The organism is Ferrimonas sediminum (genome assembly GCF_900100175.1).
GTDB classification, from domain to species: Bacteria; Pseudomonadota; Gammaproteobacteria; order Enterobacterales; family Shewanellaceae; genus Ferrimonas; species Ferrimonas sediminum.
Genome location: NZ_FNEM01000005.1, coordinates 160,397 through 183,162 on the forward strand (window position 1 = coordinate 160,397; position 22,766 = coordinate 183,162).

Annotated in this window: 13 protein-coding genes; all 13 read right to left on the reverse strand. The window is 52.9% G+C overall.

Annotation, left to right across the window (positions count from 1 at the left end):
• Positions 1-269: 269 nt before the first annotated feature.
• Entirely contained in the window at positions 270-2,957 is a 2,688-nt protein-coding gene (locus BLT77_RS08500) for a TonB-dependent receptor plug domain-containing protein (RefSeq protein ID WP_090364717.1), read from the reverse strand.
• A gap of 575 nt (positions 2,958-3,532) precedes the next feature.
• Positions 3,533-6,151 carry a TonB-dependent receptor gene (locus tag BLT77_RS08505; protein ID WP_090364719.1) on the reverse strand — a complete coding sequence of 873 codons (2,619 nt, stop codon included), beginning with the start codon at positions 6,149-6,151 and terminating at the stop codon, positions 3,533-3,535.
• A gap of 695 nt (positions 6,152-6,846) precedes the next feature.
• Entirely contained in the window at positions 6,847-9,363 is a 2,517-nt protein-coding gene (locus BLT77_RS08510; protein ID WP_090364720.1) for a TonB-dependent receptor plug domain-containing protein, read from the reverse strand.
• Positions 9,364-9,722: 359 nt separating this feature from the next.
• The gene (locus tag BLT77_RS08515) at positions 9,723-11,549 is read right to left on the reverse strand and encodes a DUF885 domain-containing protein (protein WP_090364722.1); all 1,827 of its coding nucleotides are present in this window, start codon (positions 11,547-11,549) and stop codon (positions 9,723-9,725) included.
• A 73-nt stretch (positions 11,550-11,622) separates the two neighbouring features.
• Entirely contained in the window at positions 11,623-12,876 is a 1,254-nt protein-coding gene (locus BLT77_RS08520) for a tetratricopeptide repeat protein (protein WP_090364724.1), read from the reverse strand.
• 13 nt (positions 12,877-12,889) lie between these two features.
• Positions 12,890-13,510 (reverse strand): energy transducer TonB, encoded by a 621-nt coding sequence (locus tag BLT77_RS08525; protein ID WP_090364726.1) that lies wholly within the window; start codon positions 13,508-13,510, stop codon positions 12,890-12,892.
• 2 nt (positions 13,511-13,512) lie between these two features.
• The gene (locus BLT77_RS08530) at positions 13,513-13,917 is read right to left on the reverse strand and encodes an ExbD/TolR family protein (RefSeq protein WP_028112235.1); all 405 of its coding nucleotides are present in this window, start codon (positions 13,915-13,917) and stop codon (positions 13,513-13,515) included.
• 12 nt (positions 13,918-13,929) lie between these two features.
• Positions 13,930-14,454, reverse strand: a complete 525-nt coding sequence (locus BLT77_RS08535; protein ID WP_028112234.1) for a MotA/TolQ/ExbB proton channel family protein — start codon at positions 14,452-14,454, stop codon at positions 13,930-13,932.
• 1 nt (position 14,455) lies between these two features.
• Positions 14,456-15,817, reverse strand: coding sequence for a MotA/TolQ/ExbB proton channel family protein (locus BLT77_RS08540; RefSeq protein WP_090364728.1), 1,362 nt, complete (start codon positions 15,815-15,817; stop codon positions 14,456-14,458).
• Complete coding sequence (locus tag BLT77_RS08545) at positions 15,817-16,593, reverse strand: DUF3450 domain-containing protein (RefSeq protein WP_090364730.1); 777 nt, start codon at positions 16,591-16,593, stop codon at positions 15,817-15,819. The genes BLT77_RS08540 and BLT77_RS08545 overlap by 1 nt, the downstream gene beginning before the upstream one ends.
• 725 nt (positions 16,594-17,318) lie before the next feature.
• Entirely contained in the window at positions 17,319-17,960 is a 642-nt protein-coding gene (locus tag BLT77_RS08550; RefSeq protein WP_090364734.1) for a putative 2OG-Fe(II) oxygenase, read from the reverse strand.
• A 215-nt stretch (positions 17,961-18,175) separates the two neighbouring features.
• Positions 18,176-21,085 carry a TonB-dependent receptor plug domain-containing protein gene (locus BLT77_RS08555; protein WP_176819243.1) on the reverse strand — a complete coding sequence of 970 codons (2,910 nt, stop codon included), beginning with the start codon at positions 21,083-21,085 and terminating at the stop codon, positions 18,176-18,178.
• A 601-nt stretch (positions 21,086-21,686) separates the two neighbouring features.
• Positions 21,687-22,718: a porin gene (locus BLT77_RS08560; RefSeq protein WP_143026589.1), complete on the reverse strand. Its 1,032-nt coding sequence runs from the start codon at positions 22,716-22,718 to the stop codon at positions 21,687-21,689.
• Positions 22,719-22,766 lie beyond the last annotated feature (48 nt).

Consider the following 22,766-nt stretch of genomic DNA (forward strand, 5'->3'; position numbering starts at 1 on the left):
CTCTCGGCTTCCCATCAAGCGGGACTCGCAGGAGTTCACCCCTGAAGCAGGGCTGAACATGTTTCAAACAGAGCGGCAATTATGAACAAAACTTTCAGAATTGAAAGAAAAAACACATCAGAGCTGATGGATTAGACAGAGGTGTCAATAAGACAGCCATTTCCGGTGACATTTAGTGCAAACCCAAAAATGAATAGCATTTAATTACAGGTGGCGAACAGAAAAAAGCCCCGAACTGGTCGGGGCTTTACCATCAAACAAAAATCGACTTAGAAAGTGACTTCTGCAGACAGGTAGAACTCACGGCCAACCACGTTGTAGTAACCGCGGTTGTAGTGAGGCCAGCTTGACTGGGTTTGGTCAATCTCTGGCTCGGCATCAAACAGGTTGTTGATACCACCGGTGAAGCGCCAGGCGTCGTAGTTGTAGCTACCCATCAGGTTCACTTCAACATGGCTATCAACCTCAACGTCGAACTCGTCGTCGATACCCCAGTCGATGAAGTTGTCCTTATTCTGACCGTGGTAGCTGTCGATGTATTTAACCAGCAGGTTAACGCCGATGTCATCGTAGGTCCAACCGGTGGTGAAGTTGGCACGCAGCTTAGGTGCAGAATCTTCGCCACCCAGTACATCGATAGGATCGGACTCGGCAGTCAACTGCTCTTCCCACTTGGTCAGGAAGGTCCCGTCCAGAGTGAACTTCAGGTCACCCAGGTTACGGGTTTCCAGCAGGTAAGAGGCACTGAAATCGATACCAGAGGTTTCCTGGCTGGACATGTTGATGGCCTGGGTATTGACCTGCACCAATTCGCCATTGGCATCACGCTCAATCTTGTCGGCAAAGGCATCGGCATGATCCAGAATGTACTGCGCACTCGGATCGTTCACCAGATCGTCAATCTCAACACTCCAGTAATCGACGCTCAGGTTCCAACCTTCGTAGTCCCACACCACACCCAGGTTCCAGTTGGTACCGGTTTCCTCTTTCAGATCCGGGTTGGCACCAATGGTGATTGGCAGGGAATCGATCTTCTGACACTCAGGAGAGTCTGGATCGCCACTGGCTTCACAGCGAGGGGTATCGATAACGGTGGAGTAAGCCCGGGTGGGGTCGCCAAACAGACGCTGCATGTCCGGTGCACGGAAGGTTTCCGCGTACAGACCGCGAAGCAGCAGTTCATCCATCGGACGGTATTCGAACGACACCTGAGGAGTGAATCGGCCGCCCACATCAGACAGATCGTCGTAGTAGTCGTAACGACCGGCAGCGGTCACCACCAGCTCATCGATCACCGGAATGGCGAACTCGGCGTAACCGGCATACTGCTTACGGGAACCTTCGGCAGAGCTGCCGCCCTTACCCAGAACACCGCCGATAGAGGTGAAGGAATCATCGGCGCTGAAGAACCACTCACGGGCGTATTCTACACCGGCCGCGTAGGAGATCGGGCCTGCCGGCAACTCCCAAGCGTCACCGCTGATGCCAAAGGAGATCACGCTCAGGGTTGACTCACCGCGCTTGTTGCCCTGGTAGCCCATGGCCGCCGCGTCTTCTGCAGAGATCTCTTCCAGCATGGAGTGGCCACCGTCGGAAACGATGTAGTCAAACATGCCCTGAACCGTCGGGCTGCCTTCGCTGACGGTATTGACTTTCTGACGGGCAAAAGACCAGCTCAGATCGTACTCGATCTCTTCGGTCAGGTAACCCTCTAATCCCGTCAGGAAGGAGAAGTTGTTGGTCTCAAAATCGGTACGACGTGGACCCATCTCCAGCAGGCGGCGGGTGTAGTAGTACTCGCCATCTTCCGCACCGGCAAAATCACCACCGAAGGCGGTAGAGCCTGCGGCGGCAGCGCCGGTAATGGTCTGCTGCATGTCAGGGAAGTCCTGAGACTTGACGATCACATCGTCACCGACAACATCAAACATGAAGTCGTTGTCGCCAAAGGTCGCCGGCTCGATCTCGGTGTACACCTCGGAGTGGGTGTAATCCATGCGGCCGTACAGCTGGTGATCCGCACTCAGCTCGCGGGTGAAGTTGATCATGGTGGACAGGCGCTGCTGTTCCGGCATGAAATCACGCATCTGCGAACGATCGAAGCCACAACGGCCATCATCGCGGAACTTCAGCCCACGATCGGTACACTCTTCCTGGCTCAGAGTCTCACGAACGCTGTCATCAGGGTTGTACAGGGTCGCGCCGTAGGAGCTGTAGCCGGCGTAGGCATTGCCAGGAATAAGATCCGTGCCCCACTCTGGGCGATCGGTACCTTTCAGCGCTTCCCGATCATCGTATTCCACGAAGAAGGTCACGTTGGAGGAATCGTTACTGGTACCGGTCAGGAAGGAGATGTTGTTGCGCTGCATCCCGCCATCTTCGGTATCGCTGAAGCGATACTTAACCGTAGTTTCATCGACATCTTTCTTCAGGATGATGTTAATTACACCGCCCATGGCGTCGGAACCATAGATCGCAGAGGCACCTGTGGTCAGGATCTCAATACGCTCAATGGCGCCCAGTGGCATATTGGCGGTATCTACGAAGTTGTCGGTACCACCCGCGGCAAATGGGTATTTAGGCACACGTTTGCCGTTGATCAGGGTCAGAACACGACCGGCACCAACACCACGCAGGTTTACGGAAGAGGCCGCAGGAGTAAAACCGTGAACCTCTTGCTGGCTCATGGAGCCACCGGAGTTCTGAGACAGGTTGTCCAGTACATCCTGTACAGAGTTAAAGCCGCCCTTTTCAATGCTCTCTGAACTGATCACAACCAGTGGAGAGGCGGTCTCCATATCGGTACGCTTAATGCGTGAACCGGTTACTTCAATGCGTTCTACGTCTTGACTTACTTCTTCTTCAGCAACAGCCACGCCGCTCACCAAAGTCGCGGTTGCCAAAGTGCCCAGCAACGCTCCCTTAACTGCTCGTGACACAATCGATTGCATCATCATCGTTATTATCTCCATTTAGCGACTTTGCGCTAATACATCTGATTAATTGTTATGCAAAGGTTACTCCAACCTCGCGATGATGCTGCAATTAATACCAGTCTGTGTCAGTGATCCACGTCACACCCAATTTATTAACAAAAGGTTGAATCTGTCACCACAATGTAAAGTTAACCACCAATTGGAACCACCAATGTGATTACTGAACAGCTTGGGACAAACAAGTTAAGCAGGTTATTGATATGTAAATAGCTAAGGAGATGATAAGGGAGTGTTCTAAAAATTAAATTTCATTCAAAAACTGACTGCTCGAAAAAACGGCTATCGAGAAAGGAGTTTCTTTAGTGATTACAACTAGGAAGATCTAAATTCGAGCAAATAACAGACAGGACAGATTGTGGCGATAGCGCATCTGTCTCGGCAGTGATTTCAGACTAGCTATTAAGCAGTACTATTTTACATTTTTAGACAATCATCATCGCCACTGATCAATATCAGGAAAAAAGCCCCCAATGTGGGGGCTTTTATTACCGACTGCGTTGTCTATTCACCGAATATCACTCGCAGTGTGGTGGTCTTTAGAATGACTGGTTGATGGTCAGGAAGTAGGTGCGACCCAGAACATCGTACAGACCGGTGTTAACATCACGGTAATCACTGAAACCGTCGTACCAGGTTGGCGCCTGCTTATCGAAGACGTTGTTCACGCCCACAGTCACGGAACCATTCCAGTCGTGGTTGTAGCTGAACTGTACGTTGTGCTTGAAGTAGCTAGGGATATCAGCCAGGTAAGTCACACCGTACTCTTCGTTACCAGAATCCTGGGCACCGATGTAGGTGGTCGCCCACGCCGCACCGAAGTCTTCGTACGCCCAGTTCAGGGTGGCATTACCACGCCACTGAGGCTTGTCCTGCAGGCCGGCTTCGTCGAACCAGTCAGAGTCAGCCTTGGCCTTGGTCTTGTACTCAATCACGTGGGACAGCTCAACCTTAACCGAGAAGTCACCGAAATCGGTATCTTGATTGAAGTTGGTCACGAAATCGAAACCAGAGGTCTCCAGGCCACCCAGGTTACGGTACTGACTGTGGATGGTGTCAATCTGGCCATTGGCATCACGAACGATGAACTCGGAGCTACCGGAATCCTGCTCTTCGCGAATCAGATCCGCGACATCAACCACTTCAATCTTGTTGTCGTAGGTGATCTCGAAGTAGGACATCTCGAAGCTCAGGTTATCCAGAGCACTCCAGACAAAGCCCAGGGTCAGAGAGTCGCCCTCTTCCGCTTCCAGGTCAGGGTTACCACCGTACAGGGTCTTGTGCTGCTGGCTGGCAGTACAGTAGTTCTCATCGGTGTTATCGGCACACCATACGGTATCCAGGGCACGCTCGAAGCTCAGCGCTTCACCGGCAAACATCTCGCCCATGTTCGGCGCACGGAAGGACTCGCCCCAGCTTGCACGAATCAACAGGTCATCGATAGGACGCCAGCTCACACCAATCTTGGGAACGGTGTTGGAGAAGGTAGAAGACGCATGGCCACTGGCGATGTCACCGGACTGCTCGTAACGCTCGTAACGCAGCGCGGCGGAGATGTCGACATTACCTGGCAGGCTGGACTGAAGCTCGAAGTACGCCGAGGTGCGATCCCGCTCGGCATCGACGTCATCACCACCGGAACCACCGGAGATGATGCCCGCCGCAGACTGTGGGTCACCGGTCTGGACAAACTCGATCATTTCGTACTCGGCGCCCACCAGGCCGGCAACGGACACGGAACCGTTATCGAAGATGGAACCGGACACCAGACCGTCAATCTGGGTGCTGTTAAACTGGCCCTGGTACACACCGGTGTGGGACGCCTGAGTATACATATCAGTCATCATGGCATCCCAAGCTTCGTAGCTCATGCCGGTGGTGTTAAAGATGTCGTACTCGCCAGAGTCAATCAGATCCTGAATGATGTTGTCGTTGATCAGGTTTTCATTGAAGCTGTTGGTGGTCGAGCGGGTGTGCTGGGCATTGATTTCCCAGTCCAGGCCATCGGCCACGTCCACATAGCCGGCCAGACCCAACAGCATATCGATGCTGTTGTTTTCCGTCAGGGTGTCACGCTCACCGGTTTGGGCGGAGCGCATGTACAACTTCATGTCTTCGCCAAGCGGGTTCAAGGCGTTGTCGGCAGACATGGTCGGCTGGTTGGTGGACACCGGGGTACCGGCGTAACGGGTATTGGTCTCGCTCAGGCTGGCCGAGGCACGACCGATCAACTCGAGGTTATCGGCCAGCTCGTAGTTGAAGTTAGACAGCATGGTGTTCTTGTTGACGTTACCAAACAGCTTGGTCACTTCACCGTAGCTGTAGAAACAGCGGCCCACATTGTTACCATCGGTACCGTCGATGGTGTTCGGCGTCTGGGCACACAGATCGCTGTTGCTGTAGTAGCTGCCGTCAGCCAGTTTACCGTTCGGTGAGGAGCTGTAGGAGCTGGCGCCCAACTCTGACCAGATGTCGGCATCATAGACGGAAGCGGTATCGTAGTGCTCAAAGGTAAAGGTGATGTTGCCCTTGTCACTGCTGTAACCGGTGGTGATGGACGCACGGTTGGATTCGCCACCATCCACTTCCGGCACTTCGCCGGTATAGGTGACTTCTACGCCCTCGAAGTCTTTCTTGGTGATGATGTTGATCACGCCGGCAACCGCGTCAGAGCCGTACACCGCAGACGCACCGTCACGCAGGATTTCAATGCGCTCAACAATCGCCATCGGGATGCTGGAGGTATCGGCAACGGTACCGGAGCTGGAGCTGGTACCCGGCATACGGCGTCCGTCCAGCAGGATCAGAGTAGCCTGTGAGCCCAGGCCACGCAGGTTAACGTCGCTGGTCGCGCTGGCGCCAGCACCATAACCAGACATGCCGCGCCAGGAACCGAAGCTGTTCACACTTGCGTTATTCAAAACATCGGCAACAGAAGTTTCACCTGTCACTTTAATGTCCGCAGCGGTAATCACCGTTACTGGTGAAGAGGTTTCGATATCAACTTGCTTGATTCGAGAACCGGTTACCTGGATGCGTTCCACTTCGTCATCGACACCGTCTTCTGCAACAGCGTTGAATCCCGTTAATGCAGTTGCACCGGCAGCCAACAACATGGCGCGGCGAACAGCCTTAGAAACAGTCGAATGGGTTGTCATTATAATTCTCCCTGAATAGCGCCTTTCAAATAATGAAGGCGCCTAATTATTCATTTTTGTTGATAAAGAGTTATGCACTCTTTGTTAAATGCTGCACCGAGGAGCAACATTGTGTCAACCTAACAACTGTTTATGAAATGTTAAAAATGTATCAACTGTGTTTATCAAGGATCGAATTTTAAACAGAGGGGCTGCCACACCACTCACAAAAGCGGTAATTCAGGGTAAATAACAGGGGATTTCGACAAAAATAAAGTAACAAAAGCGCAACAAAAAAGATCGATCTTTTATGTAAATATTGCGATAACTAAAGATGATTAGTTATTCGTGCCCACAGAGAATATGTTCGAGAACGCCAGACCGGTCGAGATCAAATATTGTTCGAGCTTTGTGACCGATGCAGCATTTCGCCAAAAGAGAGTGAAATAGTAGATAACACCAAGAACGAAGATTGTACTGGCATGAAACAGGCAGCCAATTAAAGCAGCAACGCAATTTAAATCAGCAGAGGATGATTTAACAACGCAATGTGGCTACCCTCCCCACCCGCAGTGAAAGCTCACAATCCCGGTGATAAATGTGATCCAGCCACCCGGGCGGTGATTAAACGCACAAAATTAACCCGCCCAGGCTCGTTGCCCACCCAGGCACAAAAAAGGGGCAGCGTCCGCTGCCCCTATCAATCACTCCCCAGCTTAGAAACGGACCGACACACCACCAAAGTAGGTGCGACCGATGGTCTCGTATACCTCGGGCACGGTGCCTGCATCGTTGCCGTAAGGAACCATCGGCGGCTCCTCATTGGTCAGATTACGAACGCCGATGGTGGCGCTGACGGAATCATTAAAGAAGTAAGTCCCCGACACGTTGTGATAGGTAATGGAGTCGATCTTCTCTCCGGAGTTAATCTCGTCCATGGAGCCGATGTAACGGGCGGAATAGAGTACCGAGAAGTCATCGTAAGCGGCCGTCAGGCTAAAGTTATTCTTCACCTCGGCATAACCGCCGAACATTCCCCCGACGGTACCGGTGTAGTCCACACCATCCTGCTCAAACTCAATCAGGTAGGTCAGATCGTTGTTGATGCGCCAGTCCAGCCCCAAAGCCTCAAAGCTGTAATGAGCATTGAAATCCACACCACTGGTGTCCTGGTAACCAACGTTGGTGAGCGGGTTGGTCAGATTCTCCAGGTTGCCATCGGGAGTGATCTGGAAGGTTTCACAGGCGGTGGTGTCCCCTTTGTAACACGCATCCAGGCCAGCCTGAACGTCCATACGGGCAATGGCGTTATCGATCTTGAATGACCAGTAATCCAGGGTAAACGACAAACCATCCACGTAACTTGGTGCATACACCAGACCCACGGTCAGAGAGTCAGACTCTTCCGCCTGCAGATCTTCATCCGAGGTGTAGTTCACCAGAATCTGTGCATCCTGAGCGTTGCCCCACGGGTCGATGAGGTAATCGTAGGAGCCGGTGTTGCCACCGTACAGCTCGGACACGTTTGGCGCCCGGAAACCGGTAGCCACCACACCACGCAGCATCAAGTCATCGGTCGCTTCCCAGGTCAGGCCCACTTTCCAGGTAGTGGCGCCACCAAAGGTGTTGTACTCGTCGTAGCGCAGCGCGAACTCGGCTGTCAACGAATCGGTAACCGGAATCGCCACCTCCTCGTAGATAGAGAAGACGTTGTAATCGCCGTCGGTCGGATCCTGCTGGGCCGCAGTACCTTCACCGGCAACAATCACCGGATCCGGGTTGTAATACCCACTTTCGTAACGGTACTCGGCGCCCAGGGCGAAGGAGACCATCCCCGCATCCACTTCAAACAGGTCACCGCTGATAACACCGGCAACGATGTGTTGATCGTTACCACCGTCGTTGGTTTCAACAAAGGAGATGTCATCGACGTAACCGGCGATGTCTTCCGGGTTGCCACTGAACCAGTCAGCCTGGTTGGCATAGATGGAGTTTTCCATCTTAACGGCATTGATGGAGTTCTTCACCCGGGTATCGGCGCGGTTACGGCCATAGGTGTAGGACAGGTCCCAATCCATGCCTTCGTTGATGTCTGCCACGCCGGATAGGCCCGCAGAGGCGCGAAGGGTATCGGTTTCCTGCTCGTAGATACGAGGTCCTGCTTCCACCATCCGGCGGCGGTAGTTGATTCGGCCGGTGTCATCGGCGGCGATGCCGGCGGCCAGCATCTCATCGGTGAGGGTCACGCAACGTTCCGGATCCACGCCCTCTTCGCCGCACACATCCAGCATCACGTCCGCCGGTTGGGGGGCCATCTGCTGGCTGGATTCACGACGGGTATAGAGCACGTCGGCGGTAAACACCATCTCATTGTCCAGCTCCTGGGTGGTGTTGGCAAACAAGCTGTACTTGGTGCTTGGCGTCTGCAGGTAGCTGTCTTCGGTGTAGTCGTAACCGCTGTCTCGCTCTTTCCAGCTGCCATCTTCATTTGGCACGTAGCCGCCCAAAGAGCCGCCGGGAACAAAGGAGCTGGCCCCTGGCGGTACCCAGGCGCGATCCGCCTGCATCACCTCACCACGATCGGTATAGGAGAAACCGACCGTGTAGTTGCCGCTGTCCGTTGAGGTGCCATAGAGTGCGGAGATCTCGATGTTTTCGCCGTCACTCTCCTCGGTGATGTCACCGTTAACATCAAACTGGAAGCCTTCAAAATCGGTTTTGGTGATGATGTTCACCACACCGGCAATGGCATCAGAGCCGTACACCGCAGACGCACCATCTTTCAATACTTCGATACGTTGAATCATGGCCACAGGGATGGTATTCAGATCCACCGCACTGTCGGCGCCGGAGCCGGAATTCACCATGCGGCGACCATTGAGCAGCACCAGCGTACGGTTGGCGCCCATGCCGCGAAGATCCACCTGGGCCACACCATCGGCACCGTTGTTGGTGGTAGAGCCTACCGCCGCCCCGGCCATCGAAGGCTGTGACTGCAACACCTGATCCACCGAGGTGTAACCCTCTGCTTTAATGGTGGCGGAGTCGATCACCGTCACCGGTGACGCAGTTTCCATGTCCTGGCGCTGAATACGAGAACCTGTGACCTGAATGCGCTCCACATCCTCCATGCCCTCTTCGGCATTGGCCATGCTTACCGCCATCACCGGCGCCATGGCGCCGGCCATCATTCCCAAACGCACGGCTCTAGCCAGAATCGTCTGATTCTTCATCCCTTACTCCCTAATGTGCTTTTTGTTGTAATCGTTAACGGTCCGCCGTTATTTGTTTAATATTCTGCGAACCACACAACGATAGTGTTAAACACCATGAATAAGATCAAGAAACAGAGTGCTATGCTGCTGTAGCGGCTTTGTTAAACAGAAATTGCGTTTGATGTGACATTCGCATGCGCATACTTTATTCGCAGTTAATTCGCTAGCAAACAAAGACTAATCCACTGCACAGCGGAGTTTTATGCAGAGAATTCGACCGTTGAGTCAGATTAACAACTCGTGAGCGGCAAAAAACAAAACCGTGACACAGATCACGGTTTTGTAAGGGCTAAAACGTTGGGAAAATTTATCAGGGGCTATTTTTTTGACTGAGCTCGCAGATTATCGACCCACAAGTAAATTTTTTGTTCCAATACTGCCATCGGCAGTGATCCGGAAGTCAACACCTGATTGTGAAATGACTTGATATCAAACTGGTCACCCAACTGCTGCTGCGCATAGTTACGCAACTCCAGGATCTTCAGCTGCCCCACCTTGTAGGACAACGCCTGACCCGGTATCGCCATATAGCGCTCAACTTCGGCGGTGACATCGGACTCCGCCATCGGGCTGTTATCGAGCATATACTGAATCGCCTGCTCACGGCTCCAGCCCTTGGCGTGCAGCCCGGTATCCACCACCAGTCGCATGGCTCGGAGCATCTCATCGGATAGCTTACCAAAGTACTGGTAAGGGTCGCTGAACAGCCCCATCTCAATCCCCAGGTATTCGGCATACAAGGCCCAGCCCTCTTCAAAGGCGGTGTAACCACCAAAACGCTGGAAACTGGCCACACCATCCAACTCCTGCTTAATGGCAATCTGGAAATGGTGCCCAGGCGCCGCCTCGTGCAGTGACAACGTGGTCATTCCCCACTTTGGCTGAGCCTTCAGGTTGTAGGTATTGACGTAAAACACCCCGGGACGGCTGCCATCCGGCGCTGGCGCTTCGTAACTGGCTCCGGCGGCTGAACGCTCTCGGAATGGCTCGACCGGCTTGACCACGTAGTCCGCTTTAGGGGAAACGTCGAAATAACTCGGCAACACCGCATCGATCTTGGTTTTCAGGGTCATGTAGCCATCGACCAGTCCCCGCTTGTCCTCAAAGAAGAACTCAGGGTCACTGCCAAGGTGCTCAAAAAAGGCCGCCAGATCCCCTTCAAAGCCCACCTTTTGCCGAACCCTGTCCATCTCTTCCAGAATACGAGCCACTTCCTGCAGACCCAGTTCGTGAATCTCTTCTACCGGCATGGTGGTGGTGGTATGCAGGTTGGCCAGGTGTTGATACCAGGCCTTACCATTGGTCAGTCCCCACCAACCGTGGGAGCCCCGGGAGGCGGCCAGGTAATCCTGCTTCAGGTAGGAATTTAACTTCTGCAGCGCCGGCATCAAAATGGTCATGATGGCATCGTTGTAGCGAGCTTGCAGCACCTGCTGCTGGGCCGGAGTCAGGTTGTCCGGCAACTGCTGCAACGGCTGGGCGAAGATGCTGTCCTGCGGCTGTGTCACCAACTGAGCCTCAATCTGAGGAATCATCCGCTCAACCAATACCCGTGGCAACACGACCTTGGACTCAATCCCCTGCTGCATCCGTTCGATGGCACTGTCCACCCATCGGGAGAACCCGCTCATCCGGCCGATGAAGTTATCAAAATCCTGCTCGGACTCAAACGGCTGTGCCGATTCACCGCTGCCCAGCTGTACCAGGGTAAATACCTTGCTGTAAAACTGGTTCAGAGGTAACCAACGCGAAGGAAAGGTCTCATCCTTCAACGCCATCTGCACATCGTAGCCGATAACCTGGTAGCCAATCTGATGCTCGGGCGACAGGGAATCAACCTCGATGTTGGCAAGGTCCGACTGCATCTGAGTATTGAGGTCATGCCGCTGTTTCAGATACTGCTCTGACAACTCGTTACCAAACTGGTGGTTGAATTCGCTGCGACCAACGAAAGTGGCGTTGATGGGGTTGAGCGCCAGCTGATCATCAAAATAGCGCTCCACCAACCGCATGTATTGCTGGTCGGCCGACTGGGACACTTGGGTGGAAGGGGAAGCGGTGTGAGACTCTGGACTGGCGGAGGGGTTGCAGCCCCCGAGTCCGAGGGTCAGGGTCACCGCCAGGGCCAGTTGTGCCATTCTCATGAAAGGCTCCTTGTTATTGTTATTCCATGGGCTGGAAGGGAATGAAAAAAGCCCCGCGAGCGGGGCTTTTTATTTAGATGGAAACCTTTTTCCGCTTGGCGGTGTCCTCGATATAAGACAACCAGCTGGTCGCAGCCTTCTTGGTTTTCTTATCCTTGGTCGCTGCCTTACAGGCTTTGTACGCTTCCTTGAACTGGTCATTGTAGAAGTATGCCTGAGCCAGAATCATCTGAACCTGACCGGCACTCTTCAAACCGTCCGCCTTCAGCGCCTTGTTACCCGCAGCCTGGGCAGCTTTGTACTTCTGGGATTCCAGAAGCAGGGCTGCCTGCTTGGTGTAATGCTTGGCGTTGTTGGTCAGCGCTGCGGCTTCACCATAGTACTTAGCCGCTTTGGCGATCTCTTTAGCCTGGTGGTAGGTGTTGGCCAGCATGGACAGCGCCGACTCATCTTTCTCTACCATACCGTTACTCAGGTATTCCTCCTGAATCACGGCAGACCGGTAAGGGATCTCGTTCTGGGCGTACAGCTGGGCCAGCATCTTATAATGAGATGGCTTCTCCAGCAGGTCCTGGCGGTAAGCCACGTCCATGGTGTACAGGGCCTTGGTGTAGTTTTCACTCAGCATGTACATCTGAGCCAACTGAACCCACAGCTTGCTCTCTTCCGGGAACAGCGCCACCATATCTTCGACGACCGCCGCCGCTTTCTTGTACTGCTTGGACTCGTAGTAGGAGCCCATCTTCAGAACGTAAGCGTTTTTGCTGGGCTTCTTCTGCAACCGAATGGCATTGTCCGCCAGAGGAATTACTTTATCGAACTGCTTAAGCTCGAACTGGGCACTTCCCATGCGAAGGTAGACATTCATGTCTTCCTTACAGGTAAACGCCATCCAGTCCTTGTAGCCTTTCAGAGCCGCTTTGTAATTCTTCTCCTGCATACGCAGGTCAGCCAGCAGACGCATCGCCTGAGCCTGATCGGTTCCACCGAGAAGATCCGCATCTACAGACAGCTGCAGGTGCTTCATTGCGACTTGGGCCTTGCCCTCTTTACCGGCATAGATGTTACCGATAAAGCGGTTTACATAGGCTTTGTCGAAGTCCTTCCGAGGATCGATTTCCAGCAGCAGAGCCAGTGCTTCATCCAGCTGATCGGCGCTATACAGCTCGAACGCTTTCTGAATCTTTTTACCAACTCGCTCAGAAACCACTTTGGTCTTGCGCTCATCGGCAGGGCACTTTTCTACCGCCTGGGCGACAGGCGCTACCGCGCCAGCGCCAAGGGTTGCCAGCAACAGAGCAGGCAGCAGTTTGCTTTTCATGCGCATCGTTACCTCCTCCTTAGCCGTTATCTTTATTCAGTTTGAAGTCCAGGCGAACGGTGATGCCAGGCTGTTTAACCGGCTTACCATCAACAATTTTCGGCTTGTACTTCCACTTACGCAAAGCGCGCTTCGCTTCTTTATCGAACAGACGCTTCGGCTCAGCTTCGATCACCACGATGTTTTCAGGCTGACCCAACTCGTTGATGGTGAACTTCATCACTACGTAACCCTCTTTGCCCTCACGGAGCGCTTTCATAGGCCACTTAGGTTCCATTCGAACAATCGGAGTTGCATCACCGTCGCGCATCATGGCGCCGCCCACATCACCCATACCGGCATTAACGTTACCCAGATCAACGCTTGGGACATTAATGGATACCGCATCTGAAACGTCATTGGTTTCAGGTTGCAGATCGATAGGCTCTGGCGGCTTTTCCGGCGGCTTAGGCGGCTTAGGCTTAGGCCGATCTCGGTTCTGGGCTTTCGCGTCCTGGCGATCCATCACAATCTCAATTGGCGGCAGGTCGACTGAATTGGCGGCGCGCTTGGCGCCACCATCGATCAAAAACGCCATGAAAGAGAACAGAGCGAAGGTCACCGCTGCGCCGAGAATTAGGGCTAACAGTGATCTCTGCATAATTACTCTTCCTTCGCTGCGACAGAAATGGTGTTGATACCGGCGGCTTTCACCTGGTCCATCACCTTAACAACGACGCCGTGCTTGGCGGCCTTGTCTGCCTGGATCATGACAGAAGCTTCTGGCGATTCGGCCAACATACGCTCGACGTTTGCACGTACCCGCTGAATGTCGACTTCACGTTTCTCCATGTAAACGATGCCCGCTTCGTTAATTGCGATAAAGATGTTAGCCGAAGGCTTCTTACTCGCCTGTTGCGCCTTAGGACGGTTCACGTCAATACCAGACTCCTTCACGAACGAGGTCGTTACAATGAAGAAGATCAGCATGATGAAAACGATGTCCAGCATCGGCGTCATATCGACTTCCGCACCCTCAGAGGCGCTTGCATGCTTTTTGCGTGCCATAAAAAACTCTCTCTAGTGGTGTGACAAACTATCTTGCAGTTTCTCAGCAGACACCTTCAGGGATGCGTTCAGCCTGGTGCTGAAGAATACCCCTGACAATGCTGCCACCATGCCCGACATGGTCGGAATAGTTGCCATCGAGATACCACCTGCCATCAAGCGGGGGTTACCAGTGCCTTGTACTGCCATCACTTCAAATACTGCGATCATGCCGGTAACGGTACCGAGCAGGCCGAGCATTGGACAGATGGCCACCAGGGCATTGATAAGTCCCATTCGGGCAGTTAACTGTTCTTTGGCCTGGGAAAGCCATGCTTCACGGATTCGGTGTGCATGCCAGGAGGTTTTATCCTCACGGGCATGCCAGTTGTCCACCACCTCTTTGCGTACCTTAGGGAACACAAAGCTGAGGTAGAGGTAACGTTCCAGCATCAGCACCCACATCAAAAAGAGGGCACCTGCTACAAGCCAGAGAACGTCACCGCCTGTTGCCATGAAGTCCCTGACAGATTCCCAGAGCTCTATCAGGTAAAGCATATCACTTGCTCCTTGTTTCAGCGTGTGCTGCTACAATTCCGGCGCTTTGCTCTTCAAGTACATCCACTACCGCGCGAGCACGGCCGGCAACCAGAGCGTGAGTCAGAATTAGAGGCAATGCTGCAATCAGACCCAGAACAGTTGTAACCAGAGCCATGGAGATACCACCGGCCATGATCTTCGGATCACCAGTACCAAACAGGGTGATGTTCTCGAAGGTCTTGATCATACCGGTTACGGTACCCAGCAGACCCAGCATTGGAGCAATGGCCGCCAGTACCTTAATCAGTGGTACACCACGTTCAATTTTCGGAGTTTCTTTCAGAATCGCTTCGTCAATCTTCAGTTCCAGAGTCTCAACGTCGACGTTGGTGTTCTCTTTGTAAACTTTCAGAATGCGGCCCAGAGGGTTGTTACCTGGGTTGTCCACGTTCTTGATTTGAGAGCGAATCTTGGCGGAAGTTGCGGTCAGGGAAACCACTTTCCACACGGCAATCAGCAGACCGAAGGCCAGCAGGGCTGCGATGATGTAGCCCACGGTACCACCCTGATGGAACTTCTCTTCCAGAGAAGCTTTCTGGGTGTAAACCGCCAACAGAGCTCCCTTGGAGGGATCCACGAAGGTGTCGGTGGTTTCACCGGCGCCCGCACCCAGGAACCTCTTAACGGTGGCAACCTTGAAACCTTCTGGCTGCTTAGGCAGTTCCAGTACAGTGCCGGTCTCGGCGTTGTAGCTCAGGTACTCACCGTTAGCCAGCAGGGTGAAGGGACCAACCCGGGTCACTTTCTGCTCGGATACGTTACCGTTGGAATCGGTAACCGGCGCGTTGAAGCTAACCACCTTGCCAGACTCAGTCATCTCAGTCTGCAGGGAGATCCACAGCTCTTCCAGCTCTTTGATGGTTGGCAGCTCTTTGGCTTGAGCCAGCTTGAACATCAGATCTTCACGACCCGGGTACTGGGCGCTGATCAGCGAGGCGTCGATCAGGCCGGCAGTGTCGTTAGACACCTGACGAACCACACCGAACATCTCACCCAGGTCACCTTTGGCGGTTTCCAGGTCTTTGTTCAACTGGTTGATGGTTTGGTCGTTGTCACTGAAGCGACGAACCAGATCTTCACCACGCTGCTTCTCAGCAGCCAGCTGAGCCTTGGCCTTCTTCAGTAGCGCCGCCTTATCGGCACGCTCAGAAGTAAACTCAGACTCGCGCTTCTTGTTCAGCTTGGCATCGGATTGACGCTCGGTCTTAACCTGGTTCAGCAGCTGATCCAGAGACACGGCTTTCGGCGCTTCGGCAGACAAGGCGGCACCGCTGAAAGACAGGGCGGCCGCTACCATAGCGGTAGAGATTAACTTTTTCATTATTCTGCTCCCTCCGCGGTTTGAACAGGCAATTTCAGCAGATCAGGAGCGGCTTGCTTACGCGCCATCTTAATCGCGTTGGCAACACTGCGCATGGACTCGTCAGGCAGGGCTTTCCAGCCGCGGGATGCGTTATCCCATACCCAACCGTTCTTCTGGTCCAGAGACTGGGCCAGGAACACCACGCGACCCAGGTGGAAGAAATCCACGGTCAGCTCTTTGCCTTCGATGCTCAGCTTACCTTCGTAAGCAGACATCTTGTTGCCGTACTCGTTTTCGATCTGGTACGCGTCCAGAACCAAACGGTACTTCTCCGCAGTGGAAACGTTGGAGTCACCCATCACCTCTTTCAGGCGAGCCACACGGGCACGACGCTCGTCGATGGAGAAAGGCACGTCCAGTTCAACAAACTGGTCCATGGTTTCAATCATCTTGAAGGTCAAAGGAATAACACCTTGCTTGGTCTTTTCGATGCCACCAATCTGGGTCTGCAGAGAAGCGATGTTGGCTTCCTGATCCGCTACCAGGCCGGCATAGTAATCGTTATAAGACTTCAGGGTTTCATACTCGTCAACAACCAATCGGTAGTCGAACAGCATGTCCTGGGCTTGGTCATACAGCTTGTTAATCTTCTTCTGAGACTTAACTGCATCTTGTTGAATTTTTGCATCAGCTTTCTGAATGCCAGCCAAATCGGCTGCCGAAGCGACGCCTGTTCCTGCCAATGTCATTGCAAAGGCAGTTGCTAGTGCGGTTCTTTTACTAATCACGGACATAGTTCCCAACCAGTCTTGTTGTGAGTTTGCGACTCTGAACACTTTAATTTCCAGTGTGTTCGCTAAGCATTGCGCCAGAGCCAGTCCTACTTTATTGGTCTATTTTTTATATATCCCTTGCTCTCTTTTCCTAATGTAAAGGTGAGCGCACTGGCATCTTTCCACAGTTTACCAAGGTGTGTCAACCGTGTTACTAACACTCGCAGGGCACTAAGATTGTGTAAACAAAAAGGATTGACCAATATTCGCGCAGAACCGGATTTTTCCCTATTTTTCCTCAAAAAATAGTCCTTTGCGATTGGATGATGCTGCGCTATAACTGGTCAACCAGAGGCATAATATATCGCCGATGCAGGATATGTAGATGATGATTCCACCAAATCTGTTTACATAAACGAAATCGGCATCACCATTTAAGAGGGGGGTTTCACCATCTTTGATGCTGATGAATTGATAACGTTGCCTCATAGTTAGCTGTTGATGTAACTAAATTTTTCCAACCCGGTCTCACGCAGAGTTATATCCCGGTGTTGGTCTCGGCTTTTGGCGAAGATTCCCCTCGGCAAACGCTCCCGTATCGCTGCCATTTACCCTGCTTTTCGAACACGGGGAAACTCACCGCCCCCGGGTCCCAACCGCCAACACTCCCCATTTCGGGTGATTGATATCCGAATAATTTATTGCAGTTCAGGCTGCAGCATTCCGGGTTCCACTGAAGATGGCGACTATTCAAACCAGCAGTTCATAGCCACACAGATTCGCTCGCCCTGGCCCATGAACGGTGCCACTTCATGCATCAGATAAGAGGGGAAAATCAGCAACTGGCCGGGTTTAGGCTCAAAAGAGAGAGTTCCTTGATGAAAGGGCGCTGAGAAGCTGGTGTTACCCGCATCCATAAACATCTGGTTAGAGGAACTGGGGTGAAAAAAACGGATCTGACCCGACTCCGGATAGTCCGGGTCAGGCTGGCCAACATCCACGTAATACACCGCCGACCAGGACGCCAATGGGTGGTTGTGGTAGGCGATGTAACCATGCTTACGAGTAATGTGGAACCAGGCATGATTTTTCAATTTCAGCTGTCGCATCTCATCGGCACTCTTGCGAGTGGTACTGGCAACAATGGACATGATCGAGGAGAGACAAAACAGCCTGAGTTGTTGCAGTGACGGATCCTGCAGGGTAAACAGATCCATGTTGCTTTCAAAGATGTTAACCCGGGTGGTCGGGGTGTGCGTCTCTTCAAAGCCAGCCTGCTCCAGCTCAAAGAAACGTTTTTTAAGTTGGGAGTTTAGCTGTTCGGCTCCCTCCAGATTGGCGGTCGCCATCGGCACGGCAAAGGCCGGAAATAGCTGCAATTGACTCATAATACTTCCCTGAATACTGACGTCCGGATGACCTGACCCATCGGTCTGGAGTGGTCCCCACTCCCTGGGTCATCTCACAGGCCACTACTATATAACAGCCCGATTGGCTTTTCATATCCGACAACAGGGGTAGATTGTCGCCCCCCATTAAAAAGGCCACCCTGAATCCTCAGGGTGGCCTTCACTGTGTTCTGTTATCTGAGGCGACTCAGAGTTTAGAACTTAACGATGGTCTGAACATACCAACGGCTGCCCAGTACGTCGTAGGTATAGGTATCCGTGTTACCGTCGATACCGTTGGTGACGTATGGAGGCTCTTCGTCAAACAGGTTGTCGATACCTGCGGTTACGGTTACGTAATCGTTGATGAAGTAGCTACCGGAGATATCGTGGTACATAACCGCATCGGTGCTGTCACCCAGCTTAGGATTGCCAGGGTCGGCTTCGAAACGATCCAGGCCTTCCAAGTAACGCATCTGGTAGTTAAAGGACCAGGAGTCACCACGGACAGCGGCGTTGAAGGAGTGCTTCCACTCAACGTAGGAACCACCAGAGGAGAACACCTGACCAACGTAGTCAAACGGATCGGCACCGGCATAAGGAGTGAAATCGTACTCCAGCAGGTAGGTGGACTCGTAATCTACGCGCCACTCCAGGCCTGCTGCGTCGAAGTTATAGGCCACGTTGAAATCCAGACCGCTGGTTTGGATGTTGGCAACGTTTTCCAGAGTGGCGATAACACCGTCAATCTGACCTACCGCGTCGCGGCCGATGTCGCTACAGAAGGTACCGGTACCGTCAACACCACCATTGGCATCGTTATAGCAAACATTCACCTTGGTGTTCACATCAACGTTACTGATGGCATCTTCAATCTCGATGTCATAGTAATCGATGGTCATGCTCAGGTTTTCGATGAAGGTTGGCTCATACACCAGACCTACGGTAAAGGTGTCGGCAGTTTCCGCCTGCAGATCTGGGTTACCCCCCACCTTGGCTCGGGTCTGCTGGTTCTGCTGAGGCGTACCCGGAGTCACACCGTCGGCAATACAGTTGGCCTTCACCGTTGCATTGGCATCAGCGTTGCTACAAGGATCAGCATAGTTCTCGTAAGAATCCGACTGACCACCGAACAGCTCGCTCACGGTAGGCGCACGGAACGCTGTAGAGGCTACGGAGCGCAGCATCAGGCCACCAGCAGTGCGCAGAGTGGCACCAATCTTGTAGTTGGTGTCGTTGCCGAAGGTGCTGTAATCAGAGTAACGGACGGCGGCTTCCACATCGAAGTTCTCGATGAAGCCGGCATCAGCCACAACAGGAATCGCGAATTCAACGAAGGCTTCAGAAACGTCGTAACGACCGGACGTTGGATCCTGAGCGTTACCCGAACCCAAACCGGCAACGGTCAGTGCGTCAGGCTGGAAACCGGCACTTTCACGACGGTGCTCGATACCCGCAGCGATCCCCACCGCACCAGCTGGCAGTTCGAACGCATCACCGGCGATGTGCGCTTCGATGATCTCCTGCTGGTTAAAGCCGGTACCCTGATCGGTATAAGCGATGTACTTCACATCGTCAGGCGTCAGCGAACCTTCACCGAAGTAGTTGATACAAGGCGCATCCGGGCTATTACCGGTACCGTCCGGGCTGACGCCTTCACAGTTATCGGTAACAGACTTAACCACACGATCCATGTTGATGTAGTTGTGAGAGACGTCTTTGGCATCGTTACGTCCGGCCATGTAAGACACGCCCCACATCCACTCATCGGCCAGGGTACCTTCAAAGCCAACCACGGTACGCCAGGTGTAAACGGTCTGCTCAAAGATCCGTGGACCCACTTCGGTCATACGACGCAGAGGCCACAGCAGATCCTGACCGGTTACCGCTTCACCGGTTACCGGGTTGATGGTGCCGGCAGTGATGCCGTCTGGCAGGAAGGTGTAGTTCTGCGCATAAGGGTAGTCCGCAGGCAGGGTCCAGTTATTCAGCGTGTAGTTGATTGGCTGAGGGGCCATCTGCTGATTGGAGTGACGCCATACGAAGCTGTTCTCGCTGATGAAGCGCAGATCATCGTTAAATTCGTAGGTGCCGTTTACGGAGAAGTTAGCACGCTCTGCCGGAGTCGACAGATAACTCACTGCCGCGTAGTTGTAACGGTCTGCAGAGGTAAATGGGTGGTAGCCCTTGTCGGAAGAGGAGCCATCACCGCCTGGCTCAAACTGCAGCCAAGGCTCGTAGGCGCTAACGCCATCGTCAGACAGGAAACCAATGGCGGTGCCCGCCTGGTCGAAGATCTCGTAGGTGGTGGCATCCGGATCTTCTGAGTTAGGATCGGTGACCTTGGTATCGCCGATGTAACCGAAGAAGTTACCGTCGGAACCGATGGCCAGGCCTTCGCTGCCATTAACAAACGCGCCCATACCGATGGAGTTGGCCGAACCGGCACAGTAGGTACCATCGGCGTTCTCGGCCAGAGGACACTGGGAGAAAGAACGGTCGCCCTGACGAACTTCGCCACGGTTGTAGTAACCCACGTTAACGACAACGTTACCCTTGTCAAAGTTGGAGCCGAAGGTGGCGCTCAACTCGTACTCATCACCATCGCCTTCGGTAGTTTCACCGTACTGGGCGGAGAACTCGAAGCCTTCAAAGTCATTCTTGGTGATAACGTTGATTACACCGGCAATGGCATCAGAACCGTATACAGCCGACGCACCATCCTTCAGGACTTCAATGCGCTTCACCATGGAAACAGGGATGTTGTTCAAATCCACGGAGTTGTCGGCACCGGTACCGGAGTTCACGAACCGGCGACCGTTAACCAGAATCAGGGTACGCTTGGCACCCAGACCACGCAGATCAACAGACAGCTTACCGTCACCGCCGTTGTTTACGGCGGTGGTGATGCCGCCCTGGGCCGCACTCAACTGTTGCAGTGCGTCAGAAACTTTAACAATACCGGTTGCTTGTAGTTGTTCTGCGGTAATTACGGAAACAGGGCTGGCACCTTCGATGTCGGCACGCTTAATGCGGGAACCGGTAACCTCAATGCGCTCTACTTCTTCTTCTTCAGCCCAGACAGCCGGAGCAGTCAAGGCTGCAGCGGAAGCACTGGTAATCATTGCTAATCGAACAGCTTTTGAAACGATGCTGCTTTGCATGTTTATCTCCCTAGACACATCAATGTGTTTATTGTTTTGTCCGTCACGTCAGTTTTTCCTATCTGACACTGCGGCTTGGGGCTGGCCCCATTGCAAGCAAGATACTAATCAATGCCGTAACAAATGCGCAACCCCAATGTCACGAGACAGACACAGAAAGGAGATTCAAAAAGAAGTGAGATCGGGAGAGGGTAGACAAAGGCACCACAAGGGCGCCAAAAAAGCAGAACACAAAACCATTAAAGGCAAAAAAAACGCCACAGGCGTTCAAATTGATCATTCATAACAATTTCGACACAGAAGTGTTCAAAATTCAATCACCGCCAATTAATGACAACATTTAACAAACAAAAGAAATAACAAAAAAATGACATAAACTAGCGAGCAACCAAAGTAAGCATAGTCGACTAATTCACCTATGTATGAAAAGTGGACCGTTTATTTACTACCTCTTGAATACAGCCCAGTCATACTGCTCCTCATTTTTCACAAAACGGCCAGCAATAAGATCAAAAAAAGCCACCGCAAGCGGTGGCTTTCTCTTCTGGAATCCCGTCAGGGATTACAGGTAGTAACGGATACCGATGGCAAAAGCGTTGTCATCATTGTCATCACCCAGACCCAGTCGGTATTCACCGAAGGTTTCAACGTTGCTGGTCAGGCTGTAGGCGATACCGGTAACCAGATCCTGCTCGTCGAACTTGCGACCCAGTTCGGCGATCACTTCATCGGACTTCACGAAACGGTAAGAGGTGTAGATCTTGGCACTGTTCTCAAAGCCGTAGGAGATGATGCTCTCCAAGCCTTCAGACTCACCTTCGAAGCGGTAGCCCGCTTCAACGTTGTCACCTTGCATGTAGGCAACCGCGCCGTAGAAACCTTTGCCCCAGGTGCCGTAGCTGGCAGAAACGATGGTCGCTTCGATGCTTTCGCCATCAGCCAGTTGCACGCTGCTGCTGGCATCGAAAGTGCCGTCAACGTCACCGCCGTAGTAGGCTGCGCCCAGAGTGAACTGACCCACAGCGTAAACCAGGCTGCCGCCCATGCGGTCATCCAGTCCACCGTTGGCACCCTGCCACTGCAGACCCAGGGTCAGGTCGCCGGCATCGCCCAGGCTCAGAGTGTTATGGTACTGCAGCGCCTTGTCGGCACGACCCAGGCCGGACTCGCCGCCGTCTTTACCAAAGGAGTATACACCCAGGTGATCGGCCCAGAAGGAGTATGGGTAATCAGTAACAACGGCCACATCGTAGTAGGTAGACCATTGCTTACCGGCAGACACACGACCGTAGTCTTCGTGGGAAACACCGATGTAACCCAGACGGTTAGTGAAAGTTTCGCCGCTGGAATCCATGTTCAGGGCGCTTTCTACTTTGGAGTCCAGCTTGTAGCCGTTGCCCAGATCGCGATCAAAAGCTAGGTTAATGCGAGGCATGTTATCGTTAATTTGCGCATCACCGGATTTGTCATCCAGTTGAATGGTCAGGTGACCACCCATGGAAACGGAGTTAACACCGTCGTTATACAACTCAACGGCTTGAGCCTGAGCGGCCAATAACGCTGGAACAGCAACTGCAAGAAGTGACTTTTTCATCTACCTAACCTTTGTGTGTCTGATTCTTAATATGTCTCCCAATCCGTA